This window comes from Pseudomonas nabeulensis, from assembly GCF_004682045.1.
GTDB classification, from domain to species: domain Bacteria; phylum Pseudomonadota; class Gammaproteobacteria; order Pseudomonadales; family Pseudomonadaceae; genus Aquipseudomonas; species Aquipseudomonas nabeulensis.
In genome coordinates this window covers 16,430-31,312 of record NZ_QUZT01000017.1, presented here as the reverse complement: position 1 = coordinate 31,312, position 14,883 = coordinate 16,430, and the positions used below count along the sequence as shown (strand labels likewise).

Here is a 14,883-nt window from a genome sequence, read left to right as displayed (position 1 = left end):
TCGTTATAGGTATAGAAGAGGCGGCAGTTTACCTCAAGCATCGCAAACTGCCCACGCAGAGCGCCGAACTTGGCCGATATGCGGCGGCAAAGGCCGCTGCAATCAGTGCCGGCGTTCGACGATGTACCGTGCCAAGTCCCGCAACGGCTCGGCCGCCGCGTCGAAAGGTCGCAGGGCGTCCAGGGCCTGGTCGCGCAGTTCAAGGGCGTAGGCCTTGGCGGATTCAAGCCCCAGCAGTGCAGGATAAGTCGGTTTGTCCCGTGCGATATCGGCACCTTGGCGTTTGCCCAGGGTGGCCGTGTCGCTTTCCACGTCGAGAATGTCGTCCTGTACTTGGAAGGCCAGGCCGATGGCGCGGGAATAGGTCTTCAGCGCCGCCAATTGTGTAGCTTCGGCACGGCCACTGGCCAGGGCGCCCAGTTGCACGGCGGCTTCGATCAGCGCGCCGGTCTTGTGGCGGTGCATGTATTCCAGCGCCTGTTGATCCAGCTTCTGGCCGACCGAACCCAGGTCGATGGCCTGACCGCCAACCATCCCGGCCGGGCCTGCCGCCACGGCCAGGGCAGTGACCATGCGCAAGCGGATCTCGGCGTTGACGCTGCTCAAGGTCGGGTCCAGCAGTGCGCTGAACGCCAGGCTTTGCAGGCCATCCCCGGCCAAAATCGCGCAGGCTTCATCAAAGGCTTTATGGGTGGTGGGCTGGCCGCGACGCAGATCGTCATCGTCCATTGCTGGCAAATCGTCATGCACCAGGGAGTAGGCGTGGATCAACTCCACGGCACAGGCTGCACCGTTGGCCTGATCCGCTGGCGCGCCCAGGGCTTCGCAGGCGGCATAGGCCAACAAGGGGCGCACGCGCTTGCCGCCATTCATCACGCTGTAGCGCATGGCTTCGTAAAGACGCTTGAGTTCGGGGCTTGGCGCAACAAACAAGGGTTCCAAGGCCGCATTGACCCGGGCTTGGCTACTGGCCTGATACGCGTCGATCATTCCGGCTGTTCCGCATCAAAAGGCTCTTCGGCCAACTCGCCATCACGTTCCAGCAACACCTGCACCTTCTGCTCCGCCTGCGCCAAGGCGCTCTGGCAGTCGCGAGTCAGGCCGATGCCTTGCTCAAACGCCGTCAACGAGTCTTCCAGCGACAACTCGCCGTTCTCCAGACGCTCGACCAGGGTTTGCAGGTCGGCGAGGGATTGTTCGAAATCGAGTGCAACTTTTTTGCGGGCCATGGCGGCTATTCCGGTAGACGGTAAACCGGCGGGACACTAGCAGACATGGGGATTCTGGGCAAATAAGCGGGCAAATGAGCGGGGGCTGCTCAATCGCCCGTGCTATTGATTTGATAGCGCGTACTGCGGCCTCCGCCGGGCAATCGCACCAGGCAGTTTTTTTCCAGCAGGTCGGCGAGGTGACGAGTGGCGGTGGCCTTCGACACCTTGGCCACAGCCTGATACTGCGCGGCGCTGATGCCGTGTTCGAAGCCCTTTTCACCGCCGTCCAACAGACGGTTGAGGACTTTGACCTGTTCGGCAGACAGCGCCAGGTGCTGGTGTTGCTGCCAGAACCGGCTCTTGCCCAGCACCCGGTCAATCCGTGCCATCGCCTGTTGCACGCTGCGCAGCAGGGTCTTGAGGAACCATTCCAGCCAGTCAGTGATATCCAGCGTGGCTTTTTGGCTCGATTCCAACGCCTGATAGTATCCGGCGCGATCCTCAAGGATGCTGGCCGACATGGCATAGAACCGGATGGCCTGATGTTCGCCCTGGGCCAACGCCAAGTCAGTGATGGCGCGGGTCAGGCGACCATTGCCATCATCGAATGGATGCAGCGTGACAAACCAGAAGTGCGCCACACCGGCGCGGACCAACGGGTCCAGTTCCGGTTGATCACGGCTGGTTTCAAACCATTCAAGGAAGTCATCCACCGCGTGCTCCAGGCCTTTGCGCGGCGGTGCTTCGAAATGCACCGTGGGTCGGTCAAGCCGCCCCGACACCACCTGCATCGGCTCATCGCCGCGTAATGCCCCGATATTCAGCGCTCGCGCAGCAAAGCCGGCTTCGGGAGTCGGGAACAGTAAATGATGCCAATTCAAAAGGCGGGCAAGGGTAAAGGGCTTCGCGAATTGTTGCGTGGCATCCATCATCAGATCGGCCAGGCCTTCGCTGCGACGGCTGACACTGGCGTCTTTCAGCGGCTCCAACCCCAAGCGCCGCGCCAAGGATGAGCGTACCGAGCCGACATTCAACTGCTCCCCTTCGATGGCCGAGGAGGTCAGGATGTTTTGCTGCAACGCATCCAATTCATTCTGTGCGTTGACCGCCTGGCTCACGGTGCCGAGCATGCCCAGCAGCTTGCCTTGAGCTTGCCCACACGCTCGCAACAGGACCGCCAGGCGTCCCGGTTGCCAGTGGAAGTGCGGCCAGTCGGCGTGTTGCCAGATCCAGAATGGATGGTCCATGGAGGCGTACCTGAAAGGGTGAGCCGAATAAGGGAGGCTATTCGGCTCATATAGTGAGCCGATTGTGCAATTTATTCGGCTCATCGTCCACCCAGGTGCTCTTTAGGCGACGCAATAGCGGTTATCACGATGATGGCCTAGTGCTATTCTCCAGCGCTACCTGCCGCCCCGAACGGGCAGTGCAGGCAACGAAGCGCGTTGAGGAGATAGGGATATGTCGTTGTTGGCGTTCTTGCAGGCCAAAAAATACTCAGGCTCGGGGCGAGTCCACGTGGCGCCCAACATTCCAAAGAAGCAGCTAAGCAACGCCTTGGCCGCTTATAAATTGACGCTGGACCCCAGCGACGTGCTGGTGCTGATCGATGACACCATGTTCGGCAGCGGCAAGGACGGCTGTCTTATTGCCGGCGACTGCCTGGCCATCCGCGAAGCCTTCAGCGATGCCGTTACTTATTCCTACGACGAAGTGCAGTCCCTGGAGCTCGAGGGCAGCAAACTTTTCGTCAACAAGCGTAAGACGATGTCCTTCAACATGCCGGACAAGGCGGAACTGAGTCAGTGTTTCGCGCTGGTTTTGGAGTGGCTGCGCAGCCAACCCCTGGAAAACGAAAGCTCAGCGCCCGCGGTCGAGACACCCGAGGCGTTCGAGGCCGAGGTCATCACGGCCCTGGCCGTTATTGAAGACAGCGGCGTGATCACCCCTGCCGAGCAACAAAACAAAGCCAGCGCCAAAGACAAGCTGCTGGGCTACGTTGCCGTGGCGATCGAGCAAAACAAGTCGCGGATCTTGCCCTTCATCAAGGAAAAAACCGGCGAAGCGTCTTTGGCCGCCCTGCGGGACGACACGAACATCGAAAAACTTGGCGGGATCATCTACGCCTTCCTGCCCGGCGTGGTTCGCCTGGCGCTCAAGGAAGAAGCCTTTGTGCGCTTCGTGCTGGATAACCGCAACAAACTCCTCGACAAACTGCTGACCGGCGAAGCGGAACCCGTCGCGGCCCTGGCGGGGGCCAAGCCAGTCGCTTCTTATCATGCCGAACTGGACGACCTGCTGATGGACGACGAGCCCGCCGTGCAACCGGGGCAGAAACCCATACAGACCCTGCAAGCAATTCTGCAAGAATTGCAGCAAGACCAGCGCGAAGACCCCGACGCCGCGTTCATCTGGCAACTGCCCATCGGCTTCCTTGAAGCGTTGATCGCCAAGGCGGAAAAACTGATCGGCTTCCCCGACAAAAAAGTCGAAGACCAGGCGTTCTTTGCGCTGGCCCTGATGTATGGCTTCTCCATCCACAAAGTGCCCGAAGCCGTGCGCAGCCAAGACACGGTTTTTGAAACCTTTCTCAATGGTTTCGGCGTGATCTGCAGCAGCTACGAAGAACGTAACCCCGCCAGTCGGTTCAACGCCGAAGACGATGTGTTGCCCATGCTGTTGGTCATGACAAAAGTGGCGAGCAAGCAGCAGCTCAATGACATGGTGCGCACGATGTTGGACGAACACACCCAGGCCACCGAACCGGGCGACCTGGCCATGGACGACATCATGTTTTTGTTGCGTGAAGCCAATAACGGCGCGGTGGCGTGGGTTGACGCACTGACCCGCATCAGCGTCGAACGGGAACGTGAAGTGCAAAATAAATGGGGCGATGTGTTCAGCTAAACCCGTGGCGGCAGGCCAGTTTCAACCAGGCGTTCAAACTGGCATTGCCCGTGTGCTTCTTCCAGGCTGGCCTCAAAGGCCAGCAGCCCGGCAAGCACCCGTTGCTGGGCTTCAATCTGCGTCACCAGCTCATGTTTTTTCTGCGCAATCGCCTGTGCCGCTCGTTGCTGTGCCGCCGCGCCTGCCGGGTCGCCGTGGAGAATGTTCTGCAATTCCTTGAGCTTGAAGCCCAATTGCTGCGCGCACTTGATAAACATCAGCAACTCGACGCTTTGCGCCGAATAAATCCGGTACTGACCCTGGCGCTGCGGTGCGGGCAACAAGCCAATCGCCTCATAGTGCCGAATCGCCTTGATGGTCGTGCCTGACAACTGCGCGGCTTTGCCGATGTACATGAAAACTCCCTTTTTGCGCGAGTGTGCCAGCCTGTTCCAGCCACTTGGCCCGTTGCGCCGCAGTAGAGCCCAATACCGGCCCGAACAGCAACGTCTTGAGCGGTTTGATGCCACAAAACGCCAGCGTGCTCTGGCGCATCTGATGCACGCCCGGCATGCGGTAGACCCAGCGGTAATACCAGGGCGGCGTGTCCAGGGTCACCAATAAATGTGCGGTTCGGCCGTGCAGCAACTTATCGGGGAAGGCCTTGCCTGAACGGTATTTAAAGGCAAAGCCAGGCAGGAAAATGCGGTCGATAAACCCCTTCATCAAGGCAGGCATACCACCCCACCAGATGGGAAAGACAAACGTCAGATGCGTGGCCCAGAGGATGTCGGATTGCGCGCTGAGCAGGTCGGGTTCCAATGCCTGGATGTGGGTGTAGCCATGCTGCAAGACAGGATTGAACCTGAGGTCGCCCAGGCGTAGGACACGTACCTCGTGGCCGGCGGTTTTGGAGGCCTGGATGTAGGTTTCGGCGAGGGCTGAGCAAAAGCTGGTGGCGGATGGGTGGCCGAGGATAATCAGGGTGCGCGGGGTCATGGGGTAGGGCCTGAGCTGGGTGGTTCAGGGTAGAGGTTGCCGCATAGGGGAGAGTCAAGACTGCGGCTTGCAATGCGTCGAGTGCAACGTTGGCGGTAAATCGAGAGTTGGTGCTGCTTTACTGGCAGATCGGCCACGACATATTGATTCGCCAGGCTGAGCAAGGCTGGGGGAGTAAAGTGATTGACCGCCTCGCCCAGGACTTGCGTGCGGCCTTTCCAAAGATGAAGGGGTTTTCGCCGCGTAATCTCAAGTACATGCGTGCTTTTTCCGAGGCATGGCCGAATTCCGAGTTTGTGCAACAGGCTGCTGCACAATTGCCCTGGGGTCACAATGTGGTCCTGCTGGACAAACTCCCCGGCCCCGAAACCCGACGTTGGTACATTGCCCAAGCAATAGCGCACAACTGGTCGCGCAACACCTTGGTCATGCAGATCGAAAATCGGTTGCTGGAGCGCAGTGGTAAGGCCGTGAGCAATTTCGAGAATCATCTGCCTAAACCGCAATCCGATTTAGCGCATGAGTCGCTGAAAGACCCTTATCGGTTTGATTTCCTGAGCTTGGGCTTGGATGCGCAGGAACGTGATATAGAAAACGCTTTGATCAGGCATGTCACCGATTTTTTACTGGAACTGGGTGCTGGTTTCGCCTTCGTAGGCCAACAAGTGCTACTGGACGTTGGAGGAGATGAATTCTTCGTCGACCTGTTGTTCTATCATTTGAAGTTGCGCTGTTACGTCGTAATCGAACTCAAGGCCGGCAAGTTCAAGCCTGAGCATCTGGGCCAATTGAGCTTTTATCTCGCCGCCGTGGATGCCCAACTCAAACATCCCCAGGATGGTCCCACCATTGGCCTTTTGCTATGCAAGAGCAAAAACGAAGTAGTCGCTGAATACGCATTGCGCGACAACAATCGGCCGATCGGCGTGGCGGAATATCAACTGGTTGAGTCGCTGCCTGCCGAGCTACAAACCAGTCTGCCCAGTATCGAACAGATCGAGCGAGAGTTGGCGGACTAACTCGTGATATGGCCGCGTCTCAGAGACCTGGCGGAATATACCCCGGCACAAACGGCACATTCACACACTTGCCATGAATGATGCGGCCGTCCTCAATCCTGAACAGCACGATCTTCTTGGCTTTATCCACCGTGGCTTCCAGCTTGCAATCGGAGCTGTGCCCGACTTGTTGGTAATACTCCGTGTAAACCATCCCGTTACCAGTGTGGTTCATTGAAGTGCCCGCCGCTTCGGTGGTGGTCCAGGACGCAGACTTGTACCAAGTCATCACCACCTGGGTTTCACCATTGGCTGCGGTCTGTTTTTTCATGGCATTGGGTTTGCCGAATAAATCCAGCGCCTCTTGCACATCCCGGCCTTCCCAGCGCGACTGGGCAATCAAGTGGCACCCGCTAATAAAAAGCATGGCAGGTAACAAAACCCCTGCCAGCAACTGCCTTGTCCATGTAGGCATAGTGAATCCTGTGGGTTGGTGAGCGTTGTTCAACGCTTATTGCCGAGCATGTCGTCGAGGTCGTCGATCATCTGGCTCTTCTCTTGAGTCGGGCCCAACTGCTCCATCATCAGTTTGGCGGTCTGGATCATTTGCAGATGGGTCATCTTGCCCATGGCAACCGTGTCCTTGCTCTTGCCCGGCTCGCAGACAAATGCCCGCGTGCGATCCAGCCAGAAATCCTTTGGCGTCTGCCACGCGTTCGAGACTTTCAGGTGCGTGAGGGTGTAGGAATAGGGCGCAACCGACTGTCCGTTAAGAAAGCGCACCTTGCGCGTGGAACACTGCACCTCGAGGTTGTACGCATCGATCATCGGCTTGCCCGGTTCCTCATACACCAAGGTCACCGCCACCAGTTGGGCGCCCTTGTTATGGTTCGACGGCACCACGGATGTGCGGTCGGCCACATACATGACGTTTTTATGCGCCCGGCCATTGCCGTAGATGATCGACCAATCGCCAACCGGTGCTTGCTCATCGGCCAATGCCGCAGTGGTCATGGTCAACACTGCCAGGCAGTGAGCAACCTTGGTTAATGTCTTCAACAGCGTCCTTCCTTGAGGCTTGAACCAAGCGAAGGACTTTAGTGTTGCGCCTGCACCGGAACAATTAGGGCGGGTGTGCTAATGGCGCATTGCTAGATCAAAAAAAAAGCCTGCGTTTTAAGGCAGGCTTAGTGTTTGAAACGGTTTGATTAGTCCTTACGAGCCGTCAACGCCGCATACCCATTCATCAAGTTGCGATAGTTGGGAATCCGCTGGGACAGCAAGTTGCCCAACCCTTCAATGTCGTTGCGCCAGTCGCGGTGCAACTCACACGCCACCGAGAACCAGTTCATCATCTGCGCACCGGCCTGGGTCATACGGTTCCATGCTGCCTGCTGCACCGTGGTATTGAAGGTGCCCGACGCATCGGTCACCACAAACACATCAAACCCTTCCGCCAGCGCCGACAGTGTCGGGAACGCTACGCACACGTCCGTTACCACACCGGCAATGATGATTTGCTTACGACCGGTGGCCTTGATGGCTTTGACAAAGTCTTCGTTGTCCCACGCATTGATCTGACCTGGGCGCGCGATGTACGGCGCGTCCGGGAACATCTCTTTCAACTCTGGCACCAGCGGACCGTTGGGGCCTTGTTCGAAGCTGGTGGTGAGGATGGTCGGCAGTTCGAAGAACTTGGCCAGGTCAGCCAGGGCGAGCACGTTGTTCTTGAACTCGTTGGGGGAGAAGTCTTGCACCAGGGAGATCAGGCCGGTCTGGTGGTCGACCAGCAGGACTACGGCGTCGTCTTTGTTCAAGCGGTTGTAGGTTGGAGTGCTCATGGTTGAATCCTTTTTTGTTTAAGTGGGTTAGGGCGTTGCGTTCAACATGGGCATAGATTAATGGGGTGTTGGGGAGTGATAAATCGGGTGGGATGTGTCTTACCGTCAATCTGTGGGAGACATTCCTTTCGCGACTAGCCATAGCGACGTTCATTGCTAAACTGGTTTAATATTTTCTGTATGGATCACCTAAAAGGTGAGTGTTTTTGATGAAAATAAACCAATTGCTGGCCCGATGGCCGACGGGATCTGTCGCCACGCAAGCGTTCTTGCATGAGCAGGGCGTGGGACCGGGCCTTGTCCGAAAATACCAACGAAGTGGTTGGGTCGAGCGCGTAGGGTATGGCGCGTGGAAGCGTTGTGGCGACGAGCTCGATTGGCAGGGCGGGGTATTTGCCTTGCAGCAAGGCGCTTCGGTTGATATCTGGCCGGGTGGAGCTACCGCGCTGAGCTTGGCGGGCTACAGCCATTACCTGGCCTTTGGCATGCAGGCTGTTGACTTGTTCGGAACGCCAGGTGCTTCGCTCCCCGGGTGGTTTCGCAAATACCCTTGGCCCGTTGCTGTTAACTTTCATCCCGGCGGGCTCTTCGCCGCCGACATGGAAGATGTGGCGTTACAAGTTTTTCAGGTTCCTTACGGGCGATTTGAGTTAAAAATCTCTACCCCGGAACGGGCCGTACTTGAGCTGATTCACCAAAGTGCCAACCAGATGTTATTCAGCAGCGTGGCTGACGTGCTAAGTGGCTTGGGCACCCTAAGCCCCAGGCGTTTGCAGCGGCTGCTTGAAGCGTGCAACTCCATACGCGTCAAACGTGTTTTTCTGCTAATGGCGCGAAACGCAGGTCACGCATGGTATGGGCGAATAGATCTGTCCAGGATTGATCTCGGTAACGGCAAGCGCCAAATCATCCGGGGTGGTCGACTCGATAAAGAGTTCCAAATCACCGTGCCGGAGAGTTTTGCCAGTGCTTCTTGATGCTCGTTATGCTGCTCAGGTCCGTTTGTTGGTACAGGTCATCCCTTACGTAGCGGCAGAGCGATGTTTTGCGCTTAAAGGGGGGACCGCCATCAATCTGTTTGTACGTGACCTGCCTCGTCTGTCGGTGGATATAGACTTGGCCTATCTGCCCAATTCTGATCGCCAGCAGGCGTTAAGCGATGTTCGTCTCGCGCTTCAACGGATCGCAGATGCGGTTGTACGCGGGTTACCTCAGGTGGTTGCGAATGTTCAGGCAAATCGCGACGACGAACTGCGAGTGCTGGTTCGCAATCCACTCGCTCAGATCAAAATCGAAGTGTCGCCTGTGATACGGGGCACGGTTCATGTCCCACAAGAGCGTGATGTCGTGGGGCTGGTTGAAGATGAGTTTGGGTTTGCCTCAATTCCAGTCGTTTCGTTGCCCGATCTATACGGCGGCAAAATTTGCGCTGCGTTGGACCGACAGCACCCTCGAGATCTTTTTGACGTGATGCTCATGCTTCGTGAGGGCGGGCTGACACGCGAGATCTTCGAGGGCTTTTTGGTGTACTTGATAAGTCATCGAAGGCCGATGGTTGAACTGCTGGCTCCGCGATGGAAGCCGCTTGCAGACATATTCCACGCCGAGTTTGCCGGTATGACCCGTGAGCCGGTCACACTTGAGCAACTGGAGTCCACAAGGCAGTCGTTGCTTGCCGCGATACGTCAGCAGTTCATTGAACAAGACGCGGCGTTTTTACTTTCGCTCAAGAGTGGAAAGCCCGATTGGACGTTACTGGCGCTCCCAGGGGTGGACCGATTACCGGCCGTACAATGGAAGCTGCGAAACATTACGGGAATGTCTGTAGACAAACGCGACGAGGCTTTAGCAAAACTGGATCGCGTTTTAAGCCAGCTACTGATGGAAGTTCCCGTTTAGTGGAGCCCAAAAAAGCCTGCTTTTCAGGGCAGGCTTTGTGTGTACATCGATTTAATTAGTCCTTGCGTGCCGTCAGCGCCGCATAGCCATTCATCAAGTTGCGATAGTTGGGAATCCGCTGGGACAGCAAGTTGCCCAACCCTTCAATGTCGTTGCGCCAGTCGCGGTGCAACTCACACGCCACCGAGAACCAGTTCATCATCTGCGCACCGGCCTGGGTCATACGGTTCCACGCTGCCTGCTGCACCGTGGTATTGAAGGTGCCCGACGCATCGGTCACCACAAACACATCAAACCCTTCCGCCAGCGCCGACAGTGTCGGGAACGCTACGCACACATCCGTCACCACACCGGCAATGATGATTTGCTTACGACCGGTGGCCTTGATTGCCTTGACGAAGTCTTCGTTGTCCCACGCGTTGATCTGACCAGGGCGCGCGATGTACGGCGCGTCCGGGAACATCTCTTTCAGCTCTGGCACCAGCGGACCGTTGGGGCCTTGTTCGAAGCTGGTGGTGAGGATGGTCGGCAGTTCGAAGAACTTGGCCAGGTCAGCCAGGGCGAGCACGTTGTTCTTGAATTCGTTGGGGGAGAAGTCCTGGACCAGGGAGATCAGGCCGGTCTGGTGGTCGACCATCAGAACTACGGCGTCGTCTTTGTTCAAGCGGTTGTAGGTTGGAGTGCTCATGGTTGAATCCTTTTTTGTTTAAGTGGGTTAGGGCGTTGCGTTCAACATGGGCATAGATTAATGGGGTGTTGGGGAGTGATAAATCGGGTGGGATGTGTAATACCGTCAACTTGAAAGAGACAGTGGATTGAAGCGCTTTGAGGATGCCTGGATGCATTTAATGGAGATGGCGAAGAGGGTGGCGGATCGAGCCGCGGGGTGTTTACGGGCATTAAAAAGCCGGCTTGTGGCCGGCTTCTCGGGGACTGCCTCAGCTTGTTTTTGACAAACCTCACCAGCCTTCAAATCGCTCAGCCCACGTTGCGTCGGGCTGAATAGTAGGGGCATCCGCGGGAACTCCTCCGCTTCGCCAGCAGGGGAAATCGCTCATCGCGACCCCTGCCAAATGTGCGGCGCATGATACCCACATTCACTTCAAATGCCCACCTCCGGATCCGATTTAGAGCCTTCCCAGCCCAATAAATGCTCGTCCAGCGGCACCGGCCTGCGGTTGTTCAATGTCGACCACCAGAACACCCAGCCGAGGATCTGGAAGTTTTGTTCGAAGCGTTCTTCGTGGTTCAAGTATTCGTCCGGGTGTTCGGTTGCGTTGTGGCTGCGCATGCGCAGGCCGCCGCCGGGGCGGTTGTAGAGGTATTTGATGCGCAGCATGCCGTCGTGTTCGACGGCGTAGATTTCGCCGTCGGTGATTTGGGTGCGGCCTCGGTCGATGGCGAGGGTGGCGCCTTGTTGGATGATTTCGATCATGCTGTTGTCGACCATGTAGGCGCCCAGTGCACGGTCGGGGTGGACGTTGAGGGTTTCGAGGGTGTGCAGCGAGATGCGGATGCGCTCGGTCGAGGTGAAGGAAGGGTGGAGGGGGATCTCCACGTCGGTTTTTTCTGGAGGACAGGCGGGGCCTGTGAGGTATTTACCGCTCTCTTCGCGGGCGATCAGTGCAGTCCTTGCAGTGGGACCTTCCAATAGGTAATTGGCCGGTGGGTGTTTGGGGCCTTCGCCGGTGCGGAGCCAACGGCTGGAAATGCACAGGAGGTCTGCGATTTCGTTGAGTCGGCCCATGGGCACGCCGCGTTTGAACCAATTGTTCACGTGTTGAGGCGTGACACCACGGTTCTTGGCGAAGTCGGAGGCGGAAAGATGAACTTCCCGTAGTAGCGCTTTTAAACGATCACCTGATGTATTCATAAACGCAGAGTTTACTGGCCAAGAAAACAAATCAAATAAACCATGCGTTGAATTGCGCGTGTAGGTTTTTACTTAGTTGTGGCCCGGTTTTTCAATTTTATTGCATTGTTAAACGTTAGTTGTTGTTGGTTGAACTGAGTGTTTAATTTTTACCACAAAAAAGCCCCGAATAATCGGGGCTTTCTTTTATTGCCGAAGCAATGAGTAGCGGGTATCAGCCTTTGTAGGCTGCAACCGACTTGAGGATCTCGGCGCGGGCGGCGTCTGCGTTGCCCCAACCGTCGATCTTCACCCATTTGCCTTTTTCGAGATCTTTGTAGTTCTCGAAGAAGTGCTTGATCTGTTCCAGCAGCAGTGGCGGCAGGTCGGTGTATTCCTTCACGTCCACGTACAGCTGGGACAGCTTGTCGTGTGGTACTGCGATGACTTTGGCATCGCCGCCGCCGTCGTCGGTCATGTTCAGGATGCCGACTGGACGGGCACGGATTACCGAACCTGGAGTCACTGGGTAAGGGGTTACTACCAGCACGTCGAGGGGGTCACCGTCGTCAGCCAGGGTGTTGGGGATGAAACCGTAGTTGGCCGGGTAGAACATCGGGGTGGCCATGAAACGGTCAACGAACAGGCAGTCGCTGTCTTTGTCGATTTCGTATTTGATCGGCGCGTGGTTGGCCGGAATCTCGATGGCGACGTAGATGTCGTTCGGCAGGTCTTTGCCAGCCGGAATCTTGCTGTAGCTCATTGGGCGTTGCCCCCGTTAATTGGCCAAGAAACTTGGCCGGATTGGCCTAAAAGTGGCGGCGATTATAGGCACATTCTGACGCCGATGCCATGCGCCAGACGTCGCAAGGTCATTCGCCTTGCGGCTGATAGCGCGGGTCGCTGGCTTGCAGTTGGTGCAGGCGGGCCAGGGGATCCTGGCGATAAAAGCGGCTGAGTTGGGCGTACACCTGTGGGTAACTGTTGACCAGTAAATCCGGGGCGCTGAAAAAATATTCGCTGGTGACGGCAAAGAATTCCGCCGGGTTTTCGGCGGCGTAGGGGTCTATCTCGGTCTCGGCGTCCGGGTTGGCGTCGAGTTGGCGATTGAGGTCGTCGTAGGCGCTCTGCATCACGCTGGCCCACTCCTGCACGCGCATGTCGCTGTGCAGCGGCGGCAGGCCGTTGGCGTCGCCATTGAGCATGTCGAGCTTGTGGGCCAGTTCGTGGATGACCAGGTTGTAGCCTTCCCAGTTGCCGCTGGCCAGCACGCCGGGCCAGGCGAGGATCACCGGGCCCTGTTGCCAGGCTTCGCCGCTGTGCTCGCCGTCCCACTCGTGTTCGATGCCGCTGCTGTCGCGATGGCGCTGGGGGCTGAGGAAGTCGTCGGGGTACAGCACGATCTCGTGGAAGCCTTGGTACCAGTCGAGGTCGCCCAGGTTCATCAGCGGCAGTTGGGCCTGGGCGGCGAGCAGCAGGCGTTGTTCCTGGTGCAGTTCCACGCCCGGTAGGGCGGTGAGGTGTTTTTCGTCGAGGAACACCACGCAGGCTTCGCGCAGCCACTGGTCTTGCTCGGCGCTGATGCCGTCGAGGAAGGTCAGGTGGTGGCGCACCCGTTGCCAGGTGTCATCGGCAATCGGGTGCTTGGCCAGCAGGCGCCGGCGACGCCAGGCGCTGAGGGACCACATCGGCCGGTCAGTGCGGCTTGGCTTCGGATGAGGCACGACCGAAGCGGCTGCGGAACACGCCAATGATCATCGGCACCAGCGACAGCAGGATGATGAACACCACCAGCAGCGACAGGTTTTTCTTGATGAACGGTACGTTGCCGAAGAAGTAACCCAGGGTTACCAGGCCACCGACCCAGAGGATCGTGCCGAATACGCTGAAACCGAAGAAGCGCGGGTAGGGCATCTTGGCGATACCGGCGACGAACGGCGCGAAGGTGCGCAGGATCGGCAGGAAGCGCGCCAGGGTCACGGTTTTGCCGCCGTGCTTGTCGTAGAAGTCGTGGGTCTTTTGCAGGTAGTCGCGGCGGAAGATTTTCGAATTGGGGTTGTTGAACAAGCGTTCGCCCACCGTTCGCCCGATCACGTAGTTGGTGCTGTCACCCATGATGGCTGCCAACATCAGCAGACCGCCGAGCAACACTGGGTCCATACCTCCGCCTGCTGCAACGGCTCCGGCGATAAACAGTAACGAATCCCCTGGCAGGAAGGGCATGACCACCAGGCCGGTTTCGCAAAAAATCACCAGAAACAAGATGGCGTAGATCCACACGCCGTAGTTCCTCACCAGCGTATCGAGATACACGTCGAGATGCAGGATAAGGTCGAGCGGGTTGAAATCCATGGATGGCACCTGTGTGAATGGCTCGGCTCAGCAGGCCAGTGCGGAAACTCGGGTAATAAGGCTACAGAGGTATGTCGCGTTTCTTACAACCCTGAAAGGTCCGCATTATACGGACTGAGAGGTGAAAAGCGTGTTGGTTTTGTAGCGAGGGATGTCTTGGAACCCGGTCTCAAGAACAGCATGGGGGCCAAATGTGGGAGGGGGCTTGCCCCCGATGAGGCAGTGTCAGTTGTAAATTGGCTGGCTGACACACCGCTATCGGGGGCAAGTCGAATCGTCGCACCGCCCCTCCCACAGGGGATTTGAGTTGTTTGGGCTACCGTGATCAATCTTCGCTGATGGGCAAGGTGTAGTTCTTAAACTCGGTGTCCTCACGAAACCCAATCGACTCGTAGGTCTTCTGCGCCACTTCATTGTCGCTGCTGGTCGACACCCGCAGCCGCACGGCATGTGTTTCCTTGGCCATCTTTTTCGCCGTACGCATCAGGTTATCTGCCACCAACTGTCGGCGGGCATCTTCGGCCACGTAGATGTCGTTGAGAATCCACACACGCTTGAGCGACAACGAGGAAAAGCTCGGATACAGCTGGCAAAAACCAAGCACTTTCTTGTCGTCATCATCCGCCAGGGCCAGGTAGATCACCGACTCCTTGCGGCGCAGGCGTTTTTCCAGGAAGGCCCGCGACGAGTCCGGGAAGGGCAGCGCTCCATAGAACTCGCGGTATTTGACGAACAACGGGGTCAACAGGTCCAGGTGTTCCAGGGTCGCTTGAGTAATCCGCATGCCAGGCCTCAACTTCCAAAGGGGGGATGACCACACCAGCGGCCGTGACTCGATGCTGCCT

At 57.4% G+C, this 14,883-nt stretch carries 17 protein-coding genes and 1 pseudogene; 4 read left to right on the top strand and 14 right to left on the bottom strand.

Annotated elements, in window-relative coordinates:
• Positions 1 to 102: 102 nt before the first annotated feature.
• The 3 genes from ispA to DYL61_RS11410 form a co-directional block, all read right to left on the bottom strand.
• A complete protein-coding gene (ispA, locus tag DYL61_RS11420) occupies positions 103 to 990 on the bottom strand; it encodes a (2E,6E)-farnesyl diphosphate synthase (protein WP_135308409.1) in 888 nt (295 codons plus the stop codon).
• Positions 987 to 1,229 (bottom strand): exodeoxyribonuclease VII small subunit, encoded by a 243-nt coding sequence (locus DYL61_RS11415; RefSeq protein WP_003176346.1) that lies wholly within the window; start codon positions 1,227 to 1,229, stop codon positions 987 to 989. Before DYL61_RS11415 ends, ispA begins: the two co-directional genes overlap by 4 nt.
• A gap of 89 nt (positions 1,230 to 1,318) precedes the next feature.
• Positions 1,319 to 2,458: a Fic family protein gene (locus DYL61_RS11410; protein ID WP_135308408.1), complete on the bottom strand. Its 1,140-nt coding sequence runs from the start codon at positions 2,456 to 2,458 to the stop codon at positions 1,319 to 1,321.
• A 214-nt stretch (positions 2,459 to 2,672) separates the two neighbouring features.
• Between DYL61_RS11410 and DYL61_RS11405 the strand changes: the two genes are divergently transcribed.
• Entirely contained in the window at positions 2,673 to 4,118 is a 1,446-nt protein-coding gene (locus DYL61_RS11405; protein ID WP_135308407.1) for a hypothetical protein, read from the top strand.
• Here DYL61_RS11405 and DYL61_RS11400 read toward each other — a convergent pair.
• Together DYL61_RS11400 and DYL61_RS11395 are read right to left on the bottom strand one after the other, a co-directional pair.
• A complete protein-coding gene (locus DYL61_RS11400) occupies positions 4,115 to 4,513 on the bottom strand; it encodes a MerR family transcriptional regulator (RefSeq protein ID WP_135308406.1) in 399 nt (132 codons plus the stop codon). The genes DYL61_RS11405 and DYL61_RS11400 overlap by 4 nt on opposite strands.
• Positions 4,452 to 5,096: an NAD(P)H-dependent oxidoreductase gene (locus DYL61_RS11395; protein WP_135308405.1), complete on the bottom strand. Its 645-nt coding sequence runs from the start codon at positions 5,094 to 5,096 to the stop codon at positions 4,452 to 4,454. The genes DYL61_RS11400 and DYL61_RS11395 overlap by 62 nt, the downstream gene beginning before the upstream one ends.
• A gap of 83 nt (positions 5,097 to 5,179) precedes the next feature.
• Here DYL61_RS11395 and DYL61_RS11390 point away from each other — a divergent pair.
• A pseudogene (locus tag DYL61_RS11390) lies at positions 5,180 to 6,115 on the top strand (PDDEXK nuclease domain-containing protein); the annotation flags it as partial.
• 19 nt (positions 6,116 to 6,134) lie between these two features.
• Here the strand turns inward: DYL61_RS11390 and DYL61_RS11385 are convergent.
• From DYL61_RS11385 to ycaC (DYL61_RS11375), 3 genes are all read right to left on the bottom strand, one after another.
• Positions 6,135 to 6,569 carry a hypothetical protein gene (locus DYL61_RS11385; protein WP_135308404.1) on the bottom strand — a complete coding sequence of 145 codons (435 nt, stop codon included), beginning with the start codon at positions 6,567 to 6,569 and terminating at the stop codon, positions 6,135 to 6,137.
• Positions 6,570 to 6,598: 29 nt separating this feature from the next.
• A complete protein-coding gene (locus DYL61_RS11380; RefSeq protein WP_135308403.1) occupies positions 6,599 to 7,153 on the bottom strand; it encodes a hypothetical protein in 555 nt (184 codons plus the stop codon).
• 149 nt (positions 7,154 to 7,302) lie between these two features.
• Positions 7,303 to 7,935, bottom strand: coding sequence for an isochorismate family cysteine hydrolase YcaC (ycaC, locus tag DYL61_RS11375; RefSeq protein ID WP_105523455.1), 633 nt, complete (start codon positions 7,933 to 7,935; stop codon positions 7,303 to 7,305).
• Positions 7,936 to 8,144: 209 nt separating this feature from the next.
• Here ycaC (DYL61_RS11375) and DYL61_RS11370 point away from each other — a divergent pair, with 209 nt between their 5' ends.
• Both DYL61_RS11370 and DYL61_RS11365 read left to right on the top strand, forming a co-directional pair.
• Positions 8,145 to 8,912, top strand: coding sequence for a type IV toxin-antitoxin system AbiEi family antitoxin (locus DYL61_RS11370; RefSeq protein ID WP_135308402.1), 768 nt, complete (start codon positions 8,145 to 8,147; stop codon positions 8,910 to 8,912).
• Positions 8,902 to 9,834 (top strand): nucleotidyl transferase AbiEii/AbiGii toxin family protein, encoded by a 933-nt coding sequence (locus DYL61_RS11365; RefSeq protein ID WP_135308401.1) that lies wholly within the window; start codon positions 8,902 to 8,904, stop codon positions 9,832 to 9,834. The genes DYL61_RS11370 and DYL61_RS11365 overlap by 11 nt, the downstream gene beginning before the upstream one ends.
• A gap of 55 nt (positions 9,835 to 9,889) precedes the next feature.
• Here DYL61_RS11365 and ycaC (DYL61_RS11360) read toward each other — a convergent pair whose 3' ends face one another.
• The 6 genes from ycaC (DYL61_RS11360) to DYL61_RS11330 form a co-directional block, all read right to left on the bottom strand.
• Positions 9,890 to 10,522: an isochorismate family cysteine hydrolase YcaC gene (gene ycaC / locus DYL61_RS11360; RefSeq protein ID WP_135308400.1), complete on the bottom strand. Its 633-nt coding sequence runs from the start codon at positions 10,520 to 10,522 to the stop codon at positions 9,890 to 9,892.
• A 414-nt stretch (positions 10,523 to 10,936) separates the two neighbouring features.
• The gene (locus tag DYL61_RS11350; RefSeq protein WP_135308399.1) at positions 10,937 to 11,707 is read right to left on the bottom strand and encodes a LexA family transcriptional regulator; all 771 of its coding nucleotides are present in this window, start codon (positions 11,705 to 11,707) and stop codon (positions 10,937 to 10,939) included.
• Between the two features lie 214 nt (positions 11,708 to 11,921).
• On the bottom strand, positions 11,922 to 12,449 hold the full coding sequence (ppa, locus tag DYL61_RS11345) for an inorganic diphosphatase (protein ID WP_003219382.1): 528 nt from the start codon (positions 12,447 to 12,449) through the stop codon (positions 11,922 to 11,924).
• Positions 12,450 to 12,558: 109 nt separating this feature from the next.
• Positions 12,559 to 13,374, bottom strand: coding sequence for a M90 family metallopeptidase (locus DYL61_RS11340; RefSeq protein WP_135308398.1), 816 nt, complete (start codon positions 13,372 to 13,374; stop codon positions 12,559 to 12,561).
• Positions 13,375 to 13,381: 7 nt separating this feature from the next.
• Positions 13,382 to 14,038 (bottom strand): DedA family protein, encoded by a 657-nt coding sequence (locus DYL61_RS11335; protein WP_135308397.1) that lies wholly within the window; start codon positions 14,036 to 14,038, stop codon positions 13,382 to 13,384.
• A gap of 325 nt (positions 14,039 to 14,363) precedes the next feature.
• A complete protein-coding gene (locus DYL61_RS11330) occupies positions 14,364 to 14,822 on the bottom strand; it encodes a GNAT family N-acetyltransferase (RefSeq protein WP_003176320.1) in 459 nt (152 codons plus the stop codon).
• Between the last annotated feature and the right edge of the window lie 61 nt (positions 14,823 to 14,883).